This is a genomic window from Roseinatronobacter bogoriensis DSM 18756 (assembly GCF_004366635.1).
GTDB lineage: Bacteria > Pseudomonadota > Alphaproteobacteria > Rhodobacterales > Rhodobacteraceae > Roseinatronobacter > Roseinatronobacter bogoriensis.
In genome coordinates, this window is the sequence record NZ_SORN01000010.1 from 1 (window position 1) to 22,316 (window position 22,316).

A 22,316-nucleotide genomic window follows, 5' to 3' on the forward strand; every position below is an offset into this window, starting at 1 on the left:
GCAGCCGTCAGTGTCGTCTTGCCGTGGTCAACGTGACCAATCGTCCCGATGTTCACATGCGGTTTATTACGTTCAAACTTTTGCTTTGCCATGGTGGCTACTCCTCAGTCTTGTTGGGTGCGGTGGCATGGGCCACCCTACGGTTTGTGGTAGGGCGGGGCTGTCCCCGCCGCACCGATCAGGCGAATTTCTTCTGGATCTCTTCAGAGACGTTCTGTGGTACCGGTTCGTAATGGTCGAACTGCATGGTGAAGTTCGCACGACCCGATGACATCGAACGCAGTGTGTTGATGTAGCCGAACATGTTGGCCAGAGGCACGAAAGCCGCAATTGCAATCGCGTTGCCGCGCTGCTCTTGCCCGGTGACCTGACCCCGACGCGAGGTAAGATCGCCGATCACGGAACCCGTGTATTCTTCGGGCGATACAACTTCGACTTTCATCATCGGCTCAAGCAGTTTCGCACCAGCCTTTTTCAGACCTTCGCGCATTGCCATGCGTGCGGCGATTTCAAAGGCCAGAACCGATGAGTCAACATCGTGGTATTTGCCGTCCAGCAGCGCAACCTTGAAGTCGATCACAGGGAAACCGGCAAGAGGGCCGCTGTCCATAACCGACTTGATGCCTTTTTCAACACCGGGGACATATTCCTTGGGAACTGTACCACCGACGATGCGGCTCTCGAAGGTGTAGCCTTCGCCCGGTTCGGTCGGGCTGATTTCCAGCTTGACCTCTGCGAACTGACCGGACCCGCCCGACTGTTTCTTGTGGGTATAGGTGTGCTCGATCTTGTGGCTGATGGTTTCACGGTATGCCACCTGTGGCGCACCGATATTCGCTTCAACCTTGAATTCGCGCTTCAGACGATCAACCAGAATGTCGAGGTGCAATTCGCCCATACCCTTCATGATGGTCTGACCGGATTCGAGGTCGGTTTCCACACGGAAGGAGGGGTCTTCTGCTGCAAGACGCGCCAGACCCTGGCTCATCTTTTCCTGGTCATTCTTGGTCTTCGGCTCAACCGCGATCTCGATCACCGGATCAGGGAAGGTCATGGTTTCCAGAACGACGGGCGATTGTGCGTTACACAGCGTGTCGCCAGTTGTCGTTTCCTTCAGCCCTGCAAGCGCGATGATGTCGCCAGCCGCAGCCCAATCGATCTCTTCACGAGAGTTCGAGTGCATCATCATCATACGACCAACACGCTCTTTCTTGCCTTTGGTCGAGTTCAGGATCTGGTCACCCTTGGAGATGATGCCAGAATAAACGCGGGTAAAGGTAAGCGTGCCCACGAATGGGTCGTTCATGATCTTGAATGCAAGCGCTGCAAACGGGTCATCATCTTTTGCCGAGCGCGCGATATTGCGTGTCTCTGTCTCGTCGCTGGGGTCGAAGCCCATATAGGCGGGCACGTCCAGCGGGCTGGGCAGAAAATCGATTACCGCGTTCAGAAGCGGCTGAACACCTTTGTTCTTGAACGCCGAACCTGTACAGACCGGAACGAAATCCAACGCCAGGGTGCCCTTGCGGATCAGGCGACGCAATGTTTCCTGGTCGGGCTCGTTGCCTTCAAGATAGGCCTCCATGACGTCATCGTCCTGATCGACAACGATCTCGATCATTGTCGAACGCCACTCTTCGGCCATGTCCTTCAGCTCGTCACGGATCGGCTGACGGGTCCAGCTTGCGCCCAGATCCTCGCCCTTCCATGTCCATTCTTCCATCTCGATCAGGTCGATGATGCCCTCAAGCTTGTCTTCAGAACCGATAGGCAACTGAACAGCAAGCGGAGTCGCGCCGGTGCGATCCTTGATCATCTTGACGCAGTTGAAGAAATCTGCGCCGATCTTGTCCATCTTGTTGACAAACACGATCCGCGGAACCTTGTAGCGGTCGGCCTGACGCCAGACAGTTTCGGTCTGCGGCTCGACACCGGCATTGCCGTCGAGCAGACAGATCGCGCCGTCCAGAACAGCCAGCGAACGCTCAACTTCGATGGTGAAGTCAACGTGGCCGGGCGTGTCGATGATGTTGAAGCGGTGCTTCTCGCCAATCGGCGTTGAACCGTCGACAGTCTTTTCCCAGAACGTGGTGGTCGCAGCCGAGGTGATCGTAATGCCACGCTCTTGCTCTTGCTCCATCCAGTCCATGGTGGCGGCGCCATCATGAACTTCGCCAATCTTGTGCGACTTGCCGGTGTAGAACAGAATGCGCTCTGTCGTCGTGGTTTTACCAGCGTCGATATGCGCCATGATCCCGAAATTACGGTAGCGATCAAGGGGGTATTCGCGTGCCATGATAATTATCCTCAGGCTTGCAGGTGGGCGGGAAGTTACCAGCGGTAGTGGCTGAATGCCTTGTTGGCATCGGCCATCTTGTGCGTATCTTCACGCTTCTTGACGGCGGAACCGCGCGAATTCACGGCATCGACCAGCTCACTGGCCAGACGCTCTTCCATGGTGTTCTCATTGCGGGTGCGTGCGGCTTTGATCAACCAGCGGATGGCCAGCGCCTCACGACGAGAAGGGCGCACCTCAACAGGAACCTGATAGGTGGCACCACCAACACGGCGAGAACGAACCTCGACCGATGGCTTGATGTTATCAAGCGCTTCATGGAACACTTCGATCGGGGCGCGCTTGAGCTTTTGCTCGACGCGGTCCATCGCGTTGTACACGATCGATTCCGCGACCGACTTCTTACCGTCGATCATCAGGTTGTTCATGAATTTCGACAAAACCATGTCACCAAACTTGGCGTCAGGCAGGATTTCGCGCTTTTCAGCAGCGTGACGACGAGACATCTGATGCTCTCCTTACTTCGGCCGCTTCGCGCCGTATTTCGAACGGCGCTGCTTACGATCCTTGACGCCCTGTGTATCCAGAACACCACGCAGGATGTGATAGCGCACACCTGGAAGGTCTTTCACACGACCGCCGCGGATCAGCACGACCGAGTGCTCTTGCAGGTTATGCTTTTCACCGGGGATATAGCTGATCACCTCATAACCATTGGTCAGGCGCACCTTGGCGACTTTCCGCATGGCCGAGTTCGGCTTCTTCGGTGTTGTTGTATAGACGCGCGTGCATACGCCGCGTTTCTGGGGGCACTGCTCCAGATGCTGCGACTTGGAGCGCTTGACTTTCGGCTGCCGCGGCTTGCGGATCAGCTGTTGGATCGTTGGCATTCCGGTTCTTCCCGTTTCAACCCGTGTTACACGGCGCTTGCGCGCCTCTCTATCGCACGTCCAAGCCACAAGGGCAGAACGCATAAAACCGCTTGCGTCCCAAGCTAGGGTCGCCGCGGTGGAATTTCAGAGGATCGGGGCAATGGGCCCGGATCATGACCACTACAATTCTGATTTCTGACCCACACAGCACAAGGCCGGCGGGCTAGGTAGGCTGGCGTATAGGGGGAGTCGCAGGGGTTGTCAACAGGTGCTAGCCCGCTTGTGCGTTCAACCGCGCAATGCGCCGCATCTTCCCCTCGCGGTAGAGAGTGTAGATCCCGGTCGCCACGATAATCCCGCTGCCAATAAAGGTCAAAGCATCCGGCCATTCATCGAACACAAGCCAGCCTGCGACCAACGCGAACAGCAGCGCGGCGTAGCGGAATGGCGCCGCAAAGGTCAACTCCCCCACCCGCATGGCGAGGATGACGAAATAGTATCCGGCAATGATGAAGCCCGTCGCCCCGAGCAGCCAGATCCAGCCCAAGGCACTGGGGATGGCCCATATCTCGGTCAGGCTGCCAAGCCCGCCAAACAGCATGACCCCGCAAGACGCGGTGAAGGCGACCATGACTGATGGCATCGACCGTCCCAGCATTCGTGTCGCCAGATCTCTGATCGTGATCATGGCAACCGACATCAGCGCAGACAAGGAATAGACTGTGAAACCCTCTGCCCCCGGCCGGACGATGAGAAGCACCCCGCAAAAGCCGATCATGATGGCCGACATTCTGCGCCAGCCCAGGGGTTCCTTCAGCACGACAAAGGCCGCCAGCGCGACTGTTAGCGGAATCACCTGCAAGATCGCTGTCAGATTCGCAAGCGGCATATTGAACAAGGCATGAAGGAAGAAATACGCAGCCGCCGCTTCGGCGAGTGACCGCAACACGACCAAGCCCATATCTTTGCGCGCCAAGCCTGTCATTTGGTCACGCACCTGCCACAGCAACACACCAAAAAACAGCGTGACCACCAGACCGCGCAGGAACAATATCTGGAACATGGGCAACTCACTGCCCAGCAGTTTCAGGAACACATCGTTGATTGTATAGGCACCAGTGCCCAGCATCATGAACAGGGCGGCGCGGATATTGTCGTCTTTCATGCGTGCATCTTACAGGCTCAGCGCCAACAATTCTGCGCGGGTGAAAGGAAAGTTCTGTGCCAGAATCTGGTCAAGCTCTGCATCCGAATACTTGGGCTTTTCGCCCGATGCCAGCGCATCCGAATCATTGTCGCGGTGGACTGTCCGAATGAAGCGCGGTGTGCGCGCTTCGGTATAGCAGTTCCAGCGCGTATGAACACGGCGATGATCCGTGGAAAAGATAGTAGGGCGCGCGCCCACGGGTGCAATCATGCCCATGCCAATGCCAAGCGGCAGTTTCTCGATTACGCCATACAGGCGATTGCCGTGTTCGGACAATTCCAGAAAAAGCCCGTTGTTGAAACAGATCACGGCAGGGGCGTCGCTTGGGTCAAGCGCAGAGACATTTGGTGCGATATGTTTCTGCGCAGCAATGCAATCGCGGCCCAGGGCGTCATCATCATCCAGCCGCACCGAAATCACATGCGTGGCGATCTTCCGCTGACATGCCTCAATCGCGAGTTTGGTGGCCTTGTAATTGTTATGCGGCGGCAGGGCGACAAGATGGGCATCGCGCAAAGGTGCCATTAGCCGCACCAGACGCGCCCGCGCCTCTTGGGGGAAATCATCGCCGATCAATACTGCAACGGTGAAATCCGGGTCTGTCTGGGCCAGCAATGAAGGCAGGGTCAATGCCTCGAACAGGTGAAACCGCCTTTCCAGCCGCTCGGGCGCATACAGCATCTTGCGGATCGCACCGACCCCTTGTGTGCTGATCTTGAAACCAGCCTCGGCGACATAGGAAAACCGAATAACGACAATAACCTGAGCGCGCATGAAGCGTGGCACCTGACATTTAACTGAAACTGTCCCAGCATTGCCCGACCGGCCTGCAAATGAAAAGCCCCCACAGCGAATTCGCTGCGGGGGCCAAACATTTCAAAAGGGTGCCTTAAGGCGGCGCTTAGCTATCGCGCTTGCCAAAGACCTTGTCCGCCTCTGACATCTCGGCGGGTTCCGGCGCGGCAAGTGCCGCTGCGGCTTCGGCCTCGGCGCGGCGCGCATCCAGAACCTTGCGGTCCCGTTCTGCCGCGACCTGACGGACCTTGGTGACAACGCCGCCCGTACCAGCCGGGATAAGACGACCCACGATGACGTTCTCTTTCAGGCCAACCAGATGATCCCGCTTGCCCTGAACCGATGCTTCGGTCAGCACGCGCGTTGTTTCCTGGAACGATGCCGCAGAGATGAAGCTACGGGTCTGCAACGACGCCTTGGTGATCCCCAGAAGGATCGGCTCGCCCTTGGCAGGTGCCAGCCCGTGCGCTGCTGCTTTCTCGTTCATCTCGTCGAACTCGGCCTTGTCGACATGCTCACCTTTCAGCAGCGTGGTTTCGCCACTGTCGAGGATCTCCCATTTCTGCAGCATCTGCCGCACGATCACCTCGATATGCTTGTCGTTGATCTTCACGCCCTGCAGGCGATAGACGTCCTGCACTTCGTCGATCAGGTAGTTGGCCAGCGCCTCGATACCCAGAATACGCAGGATGTCATGGGGGGCAGGGTTGCCATCCATGATGTAATCGCCGCGCTGGACGAAGTCACCTTCCTGAACCGGAATGTGCTTGCCCTTGGGGACCAGATATTCCGCAGGCTCCAGCGAGTCATCGACAGGCTGAATCTTGATGCGGCGCTTGTTCTTGTAGTCCTTCTCGAACCGGACATAGCCATCGATTTCACAGATGATCGCGTGGTCCTTGGGACGACGTGCCTCAAACAGTTCAGCCACACGCGGCAGACCACCGGTGATGTCCTTGGTCTTGGCGCCTTCGCGCGGAATACGCGCGACAACGTCACCCGCCTGCACATCCTGCCCGTCTTCTACCGACAGAACAGCATCAACCGACATCTGATAGGTGATCGGGTTGCCCTGTTCGTTGCGCACAGGTTCGCCAGTTTCCGCATCCATCAGAATGACCTCTGGCTTGAGGTCACCGCCCTTGGGCACGGACCGCCAGTCGGTCACGATCTTCTGGGTCATGCCTGTGGCTTCGTCGGTTTCGTCGCGGACCGACAGACCAGCGATCAGATCGACAAAGCGCACGCGGCCCGTGGTTTCCGCAATGATTGGCAGGGTGTAAGGGTCCCATTCAAACAGCTTCGCCCCACGCTCGACCTGTGCACCATCCTTGACGAACAGTTTGGAGCCATAGCCGGGCTTGAAAGTGGCCCGCTCGACATTGTTTTCGTCAATGATGACAATCTGCATCGAACGGCCTGTGACGATCAACTCGCCCGCGGCATTCTCGATGGTCTGGCTATTGCGCAAGTCGATCCGGCCCGCAGCGTTTGCTTCCTGGAAGGACTGGCTGCCGCCCTGCGCGATCCCGCCGATGTGGAAGGTCCGCATGGTCAGCTGTGTGCCCGGCTCGCCGATTGACTGCGCCGCAATGATGCCGACAGCCTCGCCCTTGTTGACCAATGTCCCGCGTGCAAGGTCGCGCCCGTAACACTTGGTGCAAACGCCCTCTTCCGCTTCACAGGTCAGGGGCGAGCGGATCTTGACCGTTGCGATCCCCGACATCTCCAGCATGTCGGCTTCGCGTTCCTCGATCAATGTGTTGCGCGGCACCAGCACTTCGCCGGTCGCGGGGTCGGTCACATCTTCTGCTGCAACACGGCCCAGAACACGCTCGGACAAGGACGCGACCACTTCACCGTCATTCACCGCAGCTTGTGCTGTGATATAAAGGTCAGTGCCACAATCATCCGTGCGTACGATGCAATCCTGCGCCACGTCCACCAGACGCCGCGTCAGGTAACCAGAGTTCGCGGTCTTCAGCGCGGTATCGGCCAGACCTTTCCGCGCACCGTGGGTCGAGTTGAAGTATTCAAGAACGGTCAGACCTTCCTTGAAGTTCGAGATGATCGGCGTCTCGATGATCTCGCCATTCGGTTTGGCCATCAGACCGCGCATCCCGCCCAACTGCTTCATCTGGGCAGGCGAACCACGCGCACCGGAATGCGACATCATGTAGACAGAGTTCGGCTCCAGTTCGCGGCCTTCGTCATCGCGGCGCACAGCCGAAATTTCGCCCATCATGGCATTCGCCACAGCGTCCGAACATTTCGACCAGGCATCGACAACCTTGTTGTATTTCTCGCCCTGTGTGATCAGACCGTCGAGATACTGTTGCTCGAATTCCTTCACCTGATCGCGGGTTTCATTCACAAGGCCCCATTTCTGATCAGGGATCAGCATGTCGTCCTTGCCAAAGGAAATCCCGGCGCGGAACGCTTCGCGGAAGCCAAGGCTCATGATCTGGTCGCAGAAAATGACCGACTCTTTCTGACCGCAATAGCGGTAGACCGTGTCGATGACATTCTGCACGTCTTTCTTGCGCAACAGACGGTTGACCAGTTCAAACGGCGCTTTCGCGTTCATCGGCAGAAGCGCACCAAGGCGCAGGCGGCCCGGTGTCGTTTCATAGCGGCGCAGAACCTCGTTGCCATCTTCGTCAATCTGTTTGACGCGGCACTGGATCTTGGCGTGCAGATGCACTTCGCCAGCGGCCAAAGCATGCTCGACCTCTTCGATCGACGCGAAGATCATGCCCTCGCCCTTCATGCCTTCGCGCATCATCGAGACATAATACAGCCCTAGAACCATATCCTGCGACGGCACGATGATCGGCGCCCCGTTTGCAGGCGACAGCACGTTATTCGTGGACATCATCAGAACGCGCGCTTCAAGCTGGGCTTCAAGCGACAGCGGAACGTGAACAGCCATCTGGTCGCCGTCAAAGTCAGCGTTGAAGGCCGAACAGACCAGCGGGTGAAGCTGGATCGCCTTGCCTTCGATCAGGATCGGTTCAAACGCCTGAATGCCCAGACGGTGCAGCGTCGGCGCGCGGTTCAGTAGAACCGGGTGCTCGCGGATAACCTCGTCCAGAATATCCCAGACTTCGGGGCGCTCTTTCTCGACCAGTTTCTTGGCCTGTTTGACAGTCGAGGACAGACCTTTGGCTTCCAGCCGCGAATAGATGAAGGGCTTGAACAGCTCCAACGCCATCTTCTTGGGCAGGCCACATTGATGCAGCTTCAATTCGGGGCCGGTCACGATGACCGAACGGCCCGAGAAATCGACCCGCTTACCCAGAAGGTTCTGACGGAAGCGACCCTGCTTGCCCTTCAGCATATCGGACAATGATTTCAGCGGGCGCTTGTTGTTGCCGGTGATCACGCGGCCACGACGGCCGTTGTCAAATAGCGCATCGACCGATTCCTGCAACATGCGCTTTTCATTGCGCACGATGATATCGGGCGCGCGCAGTTCGATCAGGCGCTTGAGGCGGTTGTTGCGGTTGATCACGCGGCGATACAGGTCATTCAGATCCGACGTCGCAAAACGGCCACCATCCAGAGGCACCAGCGGGCGCAGTTCCGGCGGGATGACGGGCAACACGGTCAGCACCATCCATTCCGGGCGGTTGCCGGATTCAATGAAATGCTCGACCACTTTCAGCCGCTTGATGATCTTCTTGGGCTTCAATTCGCCCTTGGCTTCTTTCAGCTCTTCGCGCAGGCGACCAGCTTCATCTTCCAGATCAATATTGGACAGCATCTCGCGGATGGCTTCGGCACCGATATTGGCCGTAAACGCATCAGAGCCGTACTGGTCTTGCGCATCGAGGAATTCTTCCTCGTTCAGCAACTGGCCATAGGTCAGGTCGGTCAGGCCCGGTTCGATCACAACGTAGTTTTCGAAATACAAAATGCGTTCCAGATCGCGCAGCGTCATGTCCAGCATCAGGCCGATGCGTGACGGCAGCGATTTCAGAAACCAGATATGCGCGACAGGTGCGGCCAGTTCGATATGGCCCATCCGTTCGCGGCGGACTTTTTGCAGCGTCACTTCGACACCGCATTTCTCGCAGACAACGCCGCGATACTTCATGCGCTTATATTTGCCGCAAAGGCATTCGTAGTCCTTGATCGGGCCAAAAATGCGCGCGCAGAACAACCCGTCACGTTCAGGCTTGAACGTGCGGTAGTTGATCGTTTCGGGCTTCTTGATCTCGCCATAAGACCAAGACAAAATCCGCTCGGGCGACGCCAGCGAGACACGGATCTGGTCAAAGTTCTTGGTCTGGGCCAAGGGGTTGAACGGGTTTGTGGTCAGTTCCTGGTTCATGATCTTTTCCTTGAAAGGCTCGGAATGGGGTGGCATGGGCGGCGTGAGAACACGCACCCTACCGGCAATGGGCAGGGTGCGTTGGCACGCGCAGCGTTAGCCTTCCTCCTCCGAATCCAGGAGTTCCATATTCAGGCCGAGGCCGCGGACTTCCTTCACCAACACATTGAAGGATTCAGGAACGCCCGCTTCATAATTGTCCTCGCCCTTGACGATCGATTCATAGACCTTGGTCCGGCCCGCCACGTCATCGGATTTCACTGTCAGCATTTCCTGCAAGGTATAGGCGGCACCATAAGCTTCCAAGGCCCAGACCTCCATCTCACCCAGACGCTGACCACCGAACTGTGCTTTACCACCCAAAGGCTGCTGCGTGACAAGGCTGTAAGGCCCTGTTGAACGCGCGTGCAGCTTGTCATCGACAAGGTGGTGCAGCTTGAGCATGTATTTCACACCCACAGTCACGTTGCGGGCGAATTGCTCGCCGGTGCGGCCATCGAACACCGCCGACTGGCCCGAAGTGTCAAACCCGGCCCGCGTCAGAGCATCATTGACGTCGATTTCCTTTGCGCCGTCGAAAACGGGTGTACCAATCGGAACGCCGCGCGTGACCGTAGAGGCGGATTCAATGAGGTGCTCCTCATCCATGCCATCAAACACTTCGGCATAGAAATCGTCACCATATCCGATCCGCATCGCTTCGCGCACAGGAGTCATATCACCAGAGCGGCGATATTCCTTCAATGCCTCGTCGATCTTGACACCAAGGCCACGCAGCGCCCAGCCCATATGGGTTTCCAGAATCTGCCCCACATTCATGCGCGAGGGCACACCAAGCGGGTTCAGAACCAGATCGACCGTGGTGCCGTCTGCAAGGAAAGGCATGTCCTCTTCAGGCACAACCTTTGAGATAACACCCTTGTTGCCGTGACGCCCCGCCATCTTGTCACCGGCCTGAAGCTTGCGCTTCACAGCGACAAAGACCTTGACCATCTTCATCACGCCCGGCGGCAGATCGTCGCCGCGACGAACCTTTTCGACCTTGTCGTCGAAACGGGCCTGCAACTGGCGCTTCTGCTGGTCATAAAGCGCATTCAGCGCCTCGACTTCCTGCGCTTCGGCTTCATCCGCCAGCGCAAGTTGCCACCATTGACCACGGCTCAGGCTTTCAAGCAGTTCCGCGTTGATCTCGGAGTTTGCCTTAACGCCTTTGGGGCCTTTCACAGCAACCTTGCCAAGCATCAACTGACGCAGACGCCCATAGATGTTGCGCTCCAGAATTTCCAGCTCGTCATCGCGGTCGCGCGACAGGCGTTCAATTTCCTCACGCTCGATCTGAAGGGCACGTTCGTCTTTTTCGACACCATGACGGTTGAAGACGCGCACTTCCACGATGGTGCCATAGGCCCCCGGCGGCAGGCGCAGCGATGTATCGCGCACATCGGACGCCTTTTCGCCAAAGATCGCACGCAGAAGCTTTTCTTCCGGTGTCATCGGGCTTTCGCCCTTGGGCGTGACCTTGCCCACCAGAATGTCGCCTGCCTGCACTTCAGCGCCGACATAGACGATCCCCGCTTCATCCAGATTGCGCAGGGCTTCTTCGCCCACATTCGGGATGTCACGCGTAATCTCTTCTGGCCCAAGCTTGGTGTCACGCGCCGCAACTTCGTATTCGTCGATATGGATCGAGGTGAACACATCATCCTTGAGGATGCGTTCAGAGATCAGGATCGAGTCTTCGTAGTTGTAGCCATTCCACGGCATGAACGCGACGACCACGTTACGGCCCACGGCCAGTTCGCCCATATCCGTACATGGACCGTCGGCAATCACCTCGCCACGGGTCACGTGATCGCCCACTTTCACGAGCGGACGCTGGTTGATGCAGCTTGACTGGTTGGAGCGCTTGAACTTGCGCATGCGGTAGATGTCCACACCCGGTTCACCTGGTTCCAGCATCTCGGTCGCGCGCACAACGATACGCTGCGCATCGACCTGGTCGATAACACCTGCACGGCGCGCCATGAAGGCCGCACCGGAATCGCGCGCAACAACGCCCTCGATGCCTGTGCCGACCAGCGGCGAATCTGCCTGCAACAGAGGCACGGCCTGACGCATCATGTTCGAGCCCATCAGCGCGCGGTTCGCGTCATCATTTTCCAGGAATGGAATAAGCGATGCCGCAACCGATACAAGCTGCTTGGGCGACACGTCGATCAGATCGACCGAGTCTGACGGGTTCAGCATGAAGTCACCGCCTTTGCGCGTGCTGACCAGATCATTGACGAACCGCATGTTTTCATCAAGCTGGGCATTGGCCTGCGCAACAGTGTGGCGCTGCTCTTCCGTTGCCGAAAGATACACCACCTCATCGGTGACCTGACCGTTATCGACCTTGCGATAGGGCGTTTCGATGAAGCCGTATTTATTCACCCGCGCGAATGTCGCTAGGCTGTTGATCAGACCAATGTTCTGACCTTCCGGCGTTTCAATCGGGCACATGCGGCCATAATGGGTCGGATGCACGTCGCGCACTTCAAACCCGGCACGTTCACGTGTCAGACCACCCGGCCCAAGCGCGGAGAGGCGGCGCTTGTGCGTCACCTCTGACAGCGGGTTGGTCTGGTCCATGAACTGCGACAGTTGCGAAGAGCCGAAGAATTCACGCACTGCCGCCGCAGCGGGCTTGGCGTTGATCAGATCCTGCGGCATGACCGTGTCGATCTCGACCGAGGACATGCGCTCGCGGATCGCGCGTTCCATGCGCAGCAGGCCGACGCGATACTGGTTTTCCATCAATTCGCCAACCGAACGGACGCGGCGGTTGCCAAGGTGGTCGATATCATCAACCTCGCCCTTGCCATCGCGCAATTCCGTCAACCCGCGAATACAGGCAACGATATCTTCGGGACGCAGGGTGCGCAGGGTGTCGGGCGCATCCAGTTGTAGACGCATGTTCATCTTCACGCGCCCCACGGCCGACAGGTCGTAGCGCTCGGAATCGAAGAACATCTGGTCAAACAGCGCCGAAGCCGTCTCGACCGTGGGCGGCTCACCCGGGCGCATCACGCGATAGATGTCCATCAACGCGTTGTCGCGGCTCCAGTTCTTGTCGGCTGCCATTGTGTTGCGGATATAGGGGCCAACATTGACACCATCAATGTCAAGCACCTCAATGTCGGTGATGTCGTTGTCCAGCAGCACTTTCAATGTGCCGCCCTTGACTTCGCCGTCCTTGTCCAGTTCCCATGTCAATTCGTCACCGGCTTCGACATAAATCTCGCCGGTTTCTTCATTGATGATGTCACGCGCGACATAACGGCCAAGAATGCCCTCGAACGGCACAAGCAGGTCAGTGACCTTACCTTCATCGATCAGTTGCTTGACCGCGCGCGGCGTCATCTTGTCGCCTGCCTTGCAGATCACCTCGCCGGTGGCGGCATCGACCAGATCCATTGTCGGGCGGGTGCCGCGCACGCGCTCGGGGAAGAACTTGGTGACCCAGCCTTTATTCTTCCGCAACGAATAGCTGACCGTATCGTAATAGGCCGCCATGATCTGGTTCTGATCCATGCCCAGGGCATAGAGCAATGTTGTCACGGGCAGCTTGCGCCGACGGTCAATGCGCGCAAAGACATTGTCCTTGGCGTCAAATTCGAAATCCAGCCATGAACCGCGATAAGGGATAATCCGGCACTGGAACAACAGCTTGCCAGAAGAATGGGTCTTGCCCTGATCATGGTCAAAAAACACGCCGGGGCTGCGGTGCATCTGGCTGACGACAACACGCTCTGTCCCGTTGACAACAAATGTGCCATTCGGGGTCATCAGGGGCATGTCGCCCATGAACACGTCTTGTTCCTTGATATCCTTGACCGATTTTGCGCCGGTATCTTCATCGACATCAAACACGATCAGACGCAGCGTCACCTTCAGGGGTGCGGCATAGGTCATGTCGCGCTGCATGCACTCGTCAATGTCATATTTCGGCTTTTCCAGATCGTATTTCACGAATTCCAGCGTTGCTGTCTCGTTGAAATCCTTGATCGGAAATACCGACTGGAACACACCCTTGATGCCTTCGCCATCCAGCGGTGCGTCTGCATCACCAGAGCGAAGGAACAAATCGTAAGAAGATCTTTGAATCTCGATCAGATTCGGCATTTCCAGAACTTCACGGATCTTGCCGAACATCTTGCGGATACGTTTCTGGCCTACATAGGACTGAGCCATGCGCGTCATCACCTTTCCTGGTCTTCGCGGGCGGGCTGGCTGTTGGGCCTCAGCCGCCGGCCGCTTGCGAAATGGGGTGTGGCTCTATTCCTGCAAACCCTCCCACAGGTCTGCTCCCGAGCCGAACACTTTCCCTGGACAAGGCTTTGAAAGCGCGCTTTCACAAAGCCCTGTCCAGAAACAGTGCGAAACTGGGACCGGATAAATCCGGCCCCAGTCCAGTTTTCAGTGGGTTGAGATGCTGTGCATCTCTCCCGATTACTTAAGCTCGACCTTCGCGCCAGCTTCTTCAAGCTTCTTCTTGATCTCTTCGGCTTCCTCTTTCGGGGCGCCTTCTTTCACGGCCTTGCCACCAGCTTCGACCAGGTCCTTGGCTTCTTTCAGGCCCAGACCGGTGATGCCGCGAACTTCTTTGATGACCGCGATTTTGTTTGCACCGGCTTCGACCAGAACAACGTCGAATTCGGTTTTTTCTTCGGCAGCAGGGCCTGCATCACCAGCAGGGCCAGCCATCATGACAGCGCCGCCAGCAGCGGGTTCGATGCCGTATTCGTCTTTCAGGATTGTTTTCAGTTCCTGAGCTTCGAGCAGCGTGAGGTTCACGATTTGCTCTGCAAGTGCTTTAAGATCAGCCATTGTATCGTTCCATTCTGTTCAGGTTTGAGTGTCCGACGCGGGCGCGTTCACGCCACACGGGCCAAAGGTTGCTTATGCAGCTTCCCGCTCTTCGAGCGTTGTGAGGATGCTTGCAATATTCGAAGCTGGGGCGCCAATCGCACCGGCAATGTTCGAGGCAGGGGCACCGATGCAACCCACGATCGAAGCAATAAGCTCTTCGCGTGAGGGCATAGCTGCCACAGCTTTCACACCAGCCGGGTCAAGTGCCGACTCGCCCATTGCACCGCCGAGAACCACCAACTTGGGGTTCGCTTTGGCGTAATCCTCGACCACTTTTGCCGCAGCAACAGGGTCTTCGGAATAAGCGAGAACGGTCATACCCGTCAGAAGGCCGCTGATACTTGCACAGGGCTTTCCTTCAAGGGCGATTTTGGCGAGCTTGTTCTTGGCGACGCGTACAGCCCCACCCGCTTCGCGCATTTGCGCACGCAGGGCCTGCATCTCAGCAACCGTGAGGCCAACGTATTGTGCTACCACAACCACGCCAGAGCTTTCGAAGATCTGGCCGAGTTCCTCGACCACTTTCTCTTTTTGGGCTCTATCCACAGGGTCTCTCCAATTATCGAAGGGTTTCCCCTCCGGCTCGTTTCGCCAGACTTGCGCCTGACATTAGGTCCGAACGGGCCTTCCCAATATCGCCCGAGGAAACCCCGGAAATCGACTTGTTCCACTCCCGTCTCAGGCAGGATTTATGATGTGACCATCACCCACCGTCTCGGACGAATCATCTGTGGTGACGAATTCGCACTCGTCCCCCAGACGGACGGGTGCTTAGCCGCTGAAGGCCACAATGCCAAGGGCAAAAATGCACATTGTCACATCAACATGAAAAACAGCCCCGTGAATACGCCTGCCTTACTGGCGCGTGCCCTGCAACTGGCTGCGATAATATTCAGCCTCAGCGCGCGCTTCGCGCAATCCATCCATCGCGGCGGACAATTCAGCCTCGCATTGCGTCAATCTTGTCGTCAGGTCACGTTCGCGTGTTTCAACATATTCGATGGCCTGATCGCGGATTGACTCGGCTTCGTTCAATGCCTGCGCCATGCGATCCAGCTCTCCCAGATCCGACTGGCGCACCCGCGTGAAACGATGCAGCAGCCAGTTTGCCGCCCAGCCCAACGCAAAGGCGACAAACAGGATAATCGCGGTAACAATGACAAATTCAGTCCGGTTCATCTGTTTCCCTCAGTGCAGGTTATACCCTGCTTGTGTCCATCGCGCATCGAAAACATGTCACGCAACGGTCATCTTTCTGGCCGTTCCGGCGGGCGCGGTGTCTCTCCCGCGCCGGTGTTCACGACGATTTCCAGATCTGCCTCGTCAGGCAGTTCAGTGTCTTCCTCTTCTACGGCCTCGACACCGCCTGAGCGTTCGGCGGCAGCCTCCTCTGCCGAACTTCCGGTCAAGCGGAATTCGATCCGCCGGTTTGCCTCGCGCCCGGCGGCCGTCGAATTATCGGCAACCGGAAACTCCGGCCCATAACCTTTGGCGACGAAATCCGACACCAGAATCCCGCGCGCAGAAAGCGCGGCAACAACGGCCTCGGCGCGTTGCTGGCTGAGCCGCATGTTTGTTTCAAGCCGGCCCTGGCTGTCTGTATGCCCAGCAACCTCCAACTCCAACCGCCCGCAGTCGCGCAAAATCTCGGCGATTTCATCAACGACCCGCCCCGCATCCGACACGATGGAAGCAGAACCGGGGTCAAAGGTGATCTGCTGCTCTGCCAGCACCTCTTTTATCCATGCTTCACAGCGCGCCGGTGAAGGCTGCATCGCGACGGGGTCAAACCTCTCATCATACCGGATGTTAAGATTGAACACAGCCCCGCGCCCAAGCTTTTCCGCCACAGATCGCGATATCTTGTCAGATGCCGATGCATCCCCCGAGACGCCGGTGATGTCGAACCGGTCAGCGCGAACGCGGACCTGCCCATATTCCAACTGCGCAAGCGTATCTACGGCCAGCAACGCACGCACGGGCCACCCTTCGGGCAAGTCCGGGTCAATTCGTGCATTGATACGCACTGCGTTCAGGCCGAATTCACTGCGCGCGACCGTATGCACCGCATCGCGCAGACGCTCGTCGGTCAGCTGTCCGCGCAGCAGGACGACCCCATCTTCACCCCTGCTGGCAACAAATTCGGTAACCGCGTCCTCGCGCCCTGTGTCCTCCCCCACTTCGGGGGGAAGGCGCGCGGCATCAAGCGAGAAGACTTCGGGCAAGACGCGTTCCAGGTCTGCCGCCACACGATCCAGATCTTCAGGCGCAACAGAATGCGCAACCAGCAGCGATACATCTGTATCTGCGATGGTCACGCTGCCCCGCCCCAATTCGCTAAGCGCTTTTATCGCTTCTGTCGCAGCCACCTGCCAACGCGGCGACGGGCTGCCCAGACCGATGGTGCAATCTATCACACCTTGCGCACCGGCGGCACGGCCGCTGCGCAAGATAGCCATGCGTGCTTCGGTCGTGTCGGCGGAACATGCGTCAAAGCGTGCGCCATCCTCCTCGATCACGAAGCGAAGGGTGAAGGGCGTAATAACCGGGCGCGGCGCAGAGATGTTGATGCTGGCAATCAAGCCACGAGGCCGGTCGCGCATGAGTTTCTCGCGCATCTCATCGCGCTGACGCTCGCTATCGGCCAGCCCGGTCACTTCGATCTGGTCCGCGGCGATAGAAATCTTGCTGGCGGGGATAAGGGCAAGCGCTTCCAACCCAAAAGACACCGCCTGTTCCCAGCCATGCGGAACGGGGTGATTGGCCGATTCAAGCATATTAACGACCGAAATCTCAGGGTCTATGCGTTCGATGCGGGACACGATGGAGGCGGTGTCAAACCCTGTCGGGATCAGCCCGATCACCGAGACATCCAGACCATTGCGCAGAATTTCCATCAGGAATCGCGGCGCGGCGATTTGCATGGACGGGGCAACTTGCACATCGTCGATCACACGTTCCGCAGCGACCACAGTCGACACGATGCTCAGGGCGCGAAAGCGGGCCGCCTCATTCTCGGCCTCGCCGCGCAGGCTAAGCAACAGCCCGTCTGTCTGCACATCAGCCCAGTGCAACCCGTTTTCGGCAAGCGCGTCGCGCGCGTCGCGTTCCACCACATGCTCGATCCCGCGCACGGCAAGATTTGCCGCCCCAAAGGACATCAGAATCGCCAGCGCAAAGATCGCGACCATCATGATATAGCCCTTCAGGGGCCCCATATCAGCGGGCTGGAATGCGCGCATTTTCTGCGCGACATGTAACAGTCTGTCTTTCATGCCGATCCCCTAGCGCCTTGGTGCAGCGGGCGCAATCACACGAAAATGGTGATGGCAAGAAACAGCGCAGCCAACAAGCCCGCGTCACGGTTTGAGCGGAACAGACGCAAGCACATTTGCGTGTTGTTGATATCCAGTTTGCCAAGCTGCCAGTTCATGTGCCAGCCCATCGCCCATGCCCCTGCAAGCCCCAACGACATTTTCAACGGGTTTGCCAATGGGGCAAGTGCGTAGATTACCGACAGCGACATCAACACAACTGTCACGACCAGAAATCCGCGCAACCATGTCTCTGTATTCTCGGCAAACAGGCGCGCGGTGGATTTCACGCCGATCAATTCATCATCTTCACGGTCCATATGCGCGTAGATCGTGTCATAGAACAGCGTCCAGCTTATCCCCGCCAGATACAGAAACAACGCAGGCAAACCGATGGAGCCGGTCTGTGCGGTCCAGGCCAGAAGCGCGCCCCAGTTAAAGGCCAGCCCCAGAAAAACCTGAGGCCACCATGTAAACCGTTTGGCAAAAGGGTAGATCGCCACCAACCCCAGCGACAACACCCCAAGGCCAATCGCCGCCCAGTTGAACGTAAACAGAATCAGCGCGGCAATGCCCGCCTGCACCGCCATCCAGATTCCCGCCTGCCGCAGCGTGACCTGCCCGGAGGGGATGGGTCGCGAACGGGTGCGGGCAACTTTGTCGTCAATATCGCGGTCGGTAATGTCATTCCATGTGCACCCCGCGCCGCGCATCAGAAAGGCACCCAGCGCACAGCCAGCGAATATCCAGATTGTCAGCCAGCCAGCAGTCTCGGGAAACGCGGCTGCGCCCAGAAACACCCCCCACCAGCACGGCAGCAACAACAGCCAGGTTCCAATGGGCCGGTCCGCGCGCGACAGGCGCAAATAAGGTTTTGCATTCGGCGGCGCGTATAGGTCCACCCAATTTGCGCTATAGGCATCCGCCACGCTGTCATCTTGGGCCGCACCCTCTGGCCTTTGGTCGTTTCCCGTCATAGTCTTGGCCTCATGGACAGCAGTATCATCCGTGCGAAAATTCGCCTCTTTGTAGAGCAGCCTTTGGGTCAGGGGCAAGGGATAGCCCTGTCGCAGGCACATGCGCATTATCTGGCCAATGTCTTGCGCAAGGGAACAGGCACGCAAGTTGCCCTGTTCAACAGTCGCGATGGCGAATGGCTGGCCGAGATTACCGAAATCGGACGGCGCGGGGCCTTGGCAATCTGTCTGGGCCAGGCGGCCCCCCAGCGTATGCCCCCGGACCTGTGGCTTGTTTTTGCGCCCATAAAGAAAGCGCGTACTGATTTCATTGTCGAAAAGGCCACCGAGCTGGGCGCTGCGCGCATCCTGCCTGTTCAGACAGAGTTCACAAATTCCGAACGCATCCGGCAAGACAGGCTGCAAGCCCATGCTATCGAAGCTGCCGAGCAGTGCGGTGGCACCTATGTCCCCGAAGTGGCCGCGCTGAAACCCCTCACGCGCGTCTTGCAGGACTGGCCCGAGGGACGCGCCCTGATCTGGGCAGATGAATCGCTCGCAGATGCAGGTAAGCCCCCGGCCCTGCCCCCTGCCCCGGCCGCGATCCTGATCGGGCCAGAGGGCGGTTTTTCCCCAACCGAGCGCGCGAAACTGCGCGCCACGTCCGGCGTGCATTCCATGTCGCTTGGCCCCCGGATTCTGAGGGCCGACACTGCCGCAGTCGCGGCCCTGACTCTGTGGCAGGCACAGCAGGGGGACTGGCCTTGATCCGCGAAGCCACCGCGACTGACGCGGAACAGATCACTGCGTTTCTGCAACCGCATATCGAAACGTCTATGTTTCTTTTGTCCAACCTCGAACAGCACGGAATCGGCACTTCGGACCATCCGCATGCAACACGGTATTTCCTGTATGAGGCGGGCACAAAGATTCATGGTGTTTTCGGGGTAACCCAAAATGGCTATCTCATGTGCCAGCATCCCCGCCTTTGCCTTGCAACCGCGCGGGGCTATCTTGCGCGTATCGAGGGGACAACGGTGCAGGGGATGACCGGAGATTCGGATCAGGTCAGCCAATTTATCGACGCCCTGCCCAGCCTGCGTGACACATGGCTACTGAACAGGGTAGAGCCACTCTTCACGCTGGACCTCGCAACGCTGCAAGCGCCCGTTTCCCGGTTGAGCCTGCCCAAGCAAAACGACAGCATGATGCTAGAGGGCTGGTTCGAGCAGCTTCTGATCGAGACTGGAATTGCAAGCGGTGAGAATACGCGCCACCTCGCAACCTTGCGGACCAGAGAGGCGATCGCGGGAACTGGTACGCGTATATACTGCGGCGAGGATCGAGCGCCGATTGGCATGACATCCGTGAACGCGCGCGCGGGTGACTGCGTGCAGATCGGCGGGGTCTTTGTCCGGCCTGACTGTCGCGGCCAAGGTCACGCGGGCCGGATGGTTGCCGCGCAATTGGCGGAATTGCGTGACAGTGGCACACAGACTGCCGTTTTATTCGCCGCCTCGGACGCCGCAGCAAAAGCTTACACCCGAATAGGCTTCAGACGCGTTGGTGACTATCGCGTGGCCATGCTGAATGAAGCCTGCACCCTCGGAGCGACCGCATGAACCTGATCCGCCCTGAATTGCGCGCCGTGCTGTCGCGCTGGTCCGAGGTTCTGACCGGGCTGGGCGTGGCGCTGTTTGGCCTTTGGGCCTTGCAGGCGCGCGGCAGTTTTTTTCAGTTTCTCGCCCTGCTTGTCGTTCTTGCAGGGCTTGGCATTGCGTTTATCGGTTGGCGCAGATTGCGCTTTCAGCGTGCTGGCGCGGGGCCGGGGGTCGTTCAGGTTGTCGAAGGCCAGATTTCCTATTTCGGCCCTGATGAAGGCGGTTTTATCGCGGTAAGAGATCTGGTGGAATTGCACCTGATAGACGCGGCGCAGACATGGTTGATGGTCGCGCAGGACGACACGCGGCTGGAAGTGCCGGTTTCCGCCGCTGGCAGCGAAGCTTTATTTGATGCCTTTGCCACATTGCCCGAATTGCGTATGCAACCCTTGCTGGACGCGCTCAATGACCCTGCCCCACCGCCCGCGCGCGCCATCTGGCTGCACCCTGCGCGGCGCAACCGTCATTTGAGGCTGCACTGAGACTTGACTTGGGGCGGCGCAAACTCCAAGTCTGCCCCCTACACACGGACCAGCAAATCGGAGCGCTCATGTCCATTCCCCAGACCGGCGGCGGGCCGATTGAAGACATTTCCCAACTGGCCGAATACCTCGCCCAAGGGTGCAAACCCAAACAAGACTGGCGCATCGGCACCGAACACGAAAAGTTCGGCTATTGCCACGATACGCTGAACCCCTTGCCATATGACGGCCCGCGGTCGATCAGGGCCGTGCTGGAAGGGCTGCGCGATCGGTTTGGCTGGTCGCCGGTGCTGGAAGGGGACAAGATCATCGGGCTGGAAAAGGACGGCGCGAATGTGTCGCTGGAACCGGGTGGGCAGCTGGAACTGTCGGGTGCACCGCTGGAAACGATTCACCAGACCTGTGACGAGGTGAACCAGCATCTGCGCGAAGTGCGCAGCGTGGCGGACGAAATCGGCGTGGGCTTTATCGGTCTGGGCGCGGCGCCAATCTGGTCGCATGAACAAATGCCGGTCATGCCCAAGGGCCGCTATGCGCTGATGACCGAATACATGGACCGCGTCGGCACGATGGGCAAGACGATGATGTATCGCACCTGCACAGTGCAGGTGAACCTCGATTTCGCGTCCGAGGCCGATATGGTGCAGAAACTGCGCGTGGCGCTGGCGCTGCAACCTGTTGCAACCGCGTTATTTGCCAATTCCCCTTTCCTTGATGGCAAACCCAACGGTCACAAAAGCTGGCGCGCCCGCGTCTGGCGCGATCTGGACGCGGCCCGCACCGGCATGTTGCCTTTCGTGTTCGAGGACGGTTTCGGCTTCGAGGCGTGGGTGGATTACGCCCTCGATGTGCCGATGTATTTTGTCTATCGGGACGGCAAGTATATCAATGCCCTCGGCCAAAGCTTCCGCGACTTCCTGCAAGGGAAGCTGCCCGCCTTGCCGGGTGAAGTTCCGACTCTGTCGGATTGGGCGGATCATCTGACCACGATTTTCCCCGAAGCGCGCGTCAAGAAATTCATCGAAATGCGCGGGGCGGATGGTGGCCCTTGGCGCAGGCTATGCGCCTTGCCTGCGCTTTGGGTCGGTCTGACCTATGATCAGTCCGCGCTGGATGCCGCATGGGACCTGGCCCAAAAACTGGACGCGGAAACCCGCGATGCGCTGCGCATCGCCGCGTCGGTCGAAGGGCTGCAAGGATCGGCAGGCAAGTTCAAGCTGCATGATCTGGCGCGCGAAGTCGTGGATATTGCCGAAGCGGGCCTGAAAGCCCGCGCCTGCCCCGGCGCAGGTGGAATGCTGCCGGACGAGACACATTTTCTGAATGCTCTGAAAGAGAGTGTCGAAACAGGTCAGGTTCCCGCAGATGAGTTGTTGCAGCGCTATCACGGCGACTGGCAAGGCGATCTGTCCCGCATCTATGCAGATTACAGCTATTAAGGCCAGGTGCAGCCCTGCTTGACGAGCTGTCAAGCAGGGTGCAATCA

The 22,316-nt window shown here is 58.2% G+C and carries 17 protein-coding genes; 4 read left to right on the plus strand and 13 right to left on the minus strand.

Going from position 1 to position 22,316, the window contains the following annotated elements:
* From EV660_RS15985 to ubiA, 13 genes are all read right to left on the minus strand, one after another.
* Positions 1-92 (minus strand): GTP-binding protein (locus EV660_RS15985; RefSeq protein ID WP_134014054.1); only part of this gene is annotated, 92 nt, incomplete at its 3' end.
* An 86-nt stretch (positions 93-178) separates the two neighbouring features.
* A complete protein-coding gene (fusA, locus tag EV660_RS15990) occupies positions 179-2,296 on the minus strand; it encodes an elongation factor G (RefSeq protein ID WP_071479240.1) in 2,118 nt (705 codons plus the stop codon).
* A gap of 35 nt (positions 2,297-2,331) precedes the next feature.
* The gene (gene rpsG, locus EV660_RS15995; protein ID WP_071469335.1) at positions 2,332-2,802 is read right to left on the minus strand and encodes a 30S ribosomal protein S7; all 471 of its coding nucleotides are present in this window, start codon (positions 2,800-2,802) and stop codon (positions 2,332-2,334) included.
* 12 nt (positions 2,803-2,814) lie between these two features.
* Positions 2,815-3,186 carry a 30S ribosomal protein S12 gene (rpsL, locus tag EV660_RS16000; protein WP_071479239.1) on the minus strand — a complete coding sequence of 124 codons (372 nt, stop codon included), beginning with the start codon at positions 3,184-3,186 and terminating at the stop codon, positions 2,815-2,817.
* 253 nt (positions 3,187-3,439) lie between these two features.
* Complete coding sequence (locus tag EV660_RS16005; RefSeq protein ID WP_071479238.1) at positions 3,440-4,333, minus strand: DMT family transporter; 894 nt, start codon at positions 4,331-4,333, stop codon at positions 3,440-3,442.
* 9 nt (positions 4,334-4,342) lie between these two features.
* Positions 4,343-5,149: a glycosyltransferase gene (locus tag EV660_RS16010; protein WP_071479237.1), complete on the minus strand. Its 807-nt coding sequence runs from the start codon at positions 5,147-5,149 to the stop codon at positions 4,343-4,345.
* A gap of 127 nt (positions 5,150-5,276) precedes the next feature.
* Positions 5,277-9,506 carry a DNA-directed RNA polymerase subunit beta' gene (rpoC, locus tag EV660_RS16015; RefSeq protein WP_071479389.1) on the minus strand — a complete coding sequence of 1,410 codons (4,230 nt, stop codon included), beginning with the start codon at positions 9,504-9,506 and terminating at the stop codon, positions 5,277-5,279.
* A 96-nt stretch (positions 9,507-9,602) separates the two neighbouring features.
* The gene (rpoB, locus tag EV660_RS16020; protein WP_071479388.1) at positions 9,603-13,739 is read right to left on the minus strand and encodes a DNA-directed RNA polymerase subunit beta; all 4,137 of its coding nucleotides are present in this window, start codon (positions 13,737-13,739) and stop codon (positions 9,603-9,605) included.
* A gap of 258 nt (positions 13,740-13,997) precedes the next feature.
* The gene (gene rplL / locus EV660_RS16025; protein ID WP_071479236.1) at positions 13,998-14,375 is read right to left on the minus strand and encodes a 50S ribosomal protein L7/L12; all 378 of its coding nucleotides are present in this window, start codon (positions 14,373-14,375) and stop codon (positions 13,998-14,000) included.
* Positions 14,376-14,447: 72 nt separating this feature from the next.
* Positions 14,448-14,963, minus strand: coding sequence for a 50S ribosomal protein L10 (gene rplJ / locus EV660_RS16030; RefSeq protein WP_071479235.1), 516 nt, complete (start codon positions 14,961-14,963; stop codon positions 14,448-14,450).
* A 309-nt stretch (positions 14,964-15,272) separates the two neighbouring features.
* Complete coding sequence (locus tag EV660_RS16035) at positions 15,273-15,596, minus strand: hypothetical protein (protein WP_071479234.1); 324 nt, start codon at positions 15,594-15,596, stop codon at positions 15,273-15,275.
* Positions 15,597-15,664: 68 nt separating this feature from the next.
* On the minus strand, positions 15,665-17,692 hold the full coding sequence (locus EV660_RS16040; RefSeq protein WP_071479233.1) for an OmpA family protein: 2,028 nt from the start codon (positions 17,690-17,692) through the stop codon (positions 15,665-15,667).
* Between the two features lie 35 nt (positions 17,693-17,727).
* Positions 17,728-18,708 (minus strand): 4-hydroxybenzoate octaprenyltransferase, encoded by a 981-nt coding sequence (gene ubiA / locus EV660_RS16045; RefSeq protein WP_071479232.1) that lies wholly within the window; start codon positions 18,706-18,708, stop codon positions 17,728-17,730.
* A gap of 12 nt (positions 18,709-18,720) precedes the next feature.
* On the opposite strand from ubiA, the gene EV660_RS16050 reads away from it, so the two are divergent.
* The 4 genes from EV660_RS16050 to EV660_RS16065 all read left to right on the plus strand — a co-directional run bounded on the left by EV660_RS16050 (position 18,721) and on the right by EV660_RS16065 (position 22,269).
* A complete protein-coding gene (locus EV660_RS16050; protein ID WP_071479231.1) occupies positions 18,721-19,455 on the plus strand; it encodes a 16S rRNA (uracil(1498)-N(3))-methyltransferase in 735 nt (244 codons plus the stop codon).
* Positions 19,452-20,309: a GNAT family N-acetyltransferase gene (locus EV660_RS16055; protein WP_100319092.1), complete on the plus strand. Its 858-nt coding sequence runs from the start codon at positions 19,452-19,454 to the stop codon at positions 20,307-20,309. The genes EV660_RS16050 and EV660_RS16055 overlap by 4 nt, the downstream gene beginning before the upstream one ends.
* Positions 20,306-20,830: a hypothetical protein gene (locus tag EV660_RS16060; RefSeq protein WP_084634604.1), complete on the plus strand. Its 525-nt coding sequence runs from the start codon at positions 20,306-20,308 to the stop codon at positions 20,828-20,830. The genes EV660_RS16055 and EV660_RS16060 overlap by 4 nt, the downstream gene beginning before the upstream one ends.
* Before the next feature lie 68 nt (positions 20,831-20,898).
* On the plus strand, positions 20,899-22,269 hold the full coding sequence (locus EV660_RS16065) for a glutamate--cysteine ligase (protein ID WP_071479229.1): 1,371 nt from the start codon (positions 20,899-20,901) through the stop codon (positions 22,267-22,269).
* The last annotated feature ends 47 nt before the right edge of the window (positions 22,270-22,316 follow it).

Excerpts from the sequence above, each read along its gene's own strand:
- fusA (WP_071479240.1), bottom strand. The coding sequence starts at position 2,296 with ATGGCACGCGAATACCCCCTTGATCGCTACCGTAATTTCGGGATCATG.
- rpsG (WP_071469335.1), bottom strand. The coding sequence starts at position 2,802 with ATGTCTCGTCGTCACGCTGCTGAAAAGCGCGAAATCCTGCCTGACGCC.
- rpsL (WP_071479239.1), bottom strand. The coding sequence starts at position 3,186 with ATGCCAACGATCCAACAGCTGATCCGCAAGCCGCGGCAGCCGAAAGTC.
- EV660_RS16005 (WP_071479238.1), bottom strand. The coding sequence starts at position 4,333 with ATGAAAGACGACAATATCCGCGCCGCCCTGTTCATGATGCTGGGCACT.
- EV660_RS16010 (WP_071479237.1), bottom strand. The coding sequence starts at position 5,149 with ATGCGCGCTCAGGTTATTGTCGTTATTCGGTTTTCCTATGTCGCCGAG.
- rpoC (WP_071479389.1), bottom strand. The coding sequence starts at position 9,506 with ATGAACCAGGAACTGACCACAAACCCGTTCAACCCCTTGGCCCAGACC.
- rpoB (WP_071479388.1), bottom strand. The coding sequence starts at position 13,739 with ATGGCTCAGTCCTATGTAGGCCAGAAACGTATCCGCAAGATGTTCGGC.
- rplL (WP_071479236.1), bottom strand. The coding sequence starts at position 14,375 with ATGGCTGATCTTAAAGCACTTGCAGAGCAAATCGTGAACCTCACGCTG.
- EV660_RS16035 (WP_071479234.1), bottom strand. The coding sequence starts at position 15,596 with ATGAACCGGACTGAATTTGTCATTGTTACCGCGATTATCCTGTTTGTC.
- EV660_RS16040 (WP_071479233.1), bottom strand. The coding sequence starts at position 17,692 with ATGAAAGACAGACTGTTACATGTCGCGCAGAAAATGCGCGCATTCCAG.
- ubiA (WP_071479232.1), bottom strand. The coding sequence starts at position 18,708 with ATGACGGGAAACGACCAAAGGCCAGAGGGTGCGGCCCAAGATGACAGC.
- EV660_RS16050 (WP_071479231.1), top strand. The coding sequence starts at position 18,721 with ATGGACAGCAGTATCATCCGTGCGAAAATTCGCCTCTTTGTAGAGCAG.
- EV660_RS16060 (WP_084634604.1), top strand. The coding sequence starts at position 20,306 with ATGAACCTGATCCGCCCTGAATTGCGCGCCGTGCTGTCGCGCTGGTCC.
- EV660_RS16065 (WP_071479229.1), top strand. The coding sequence starts at position 20,899 with ATGTCCATTCCCCAGACCGGCGGCGGGCCGATTGAAGACATTTCCCAA.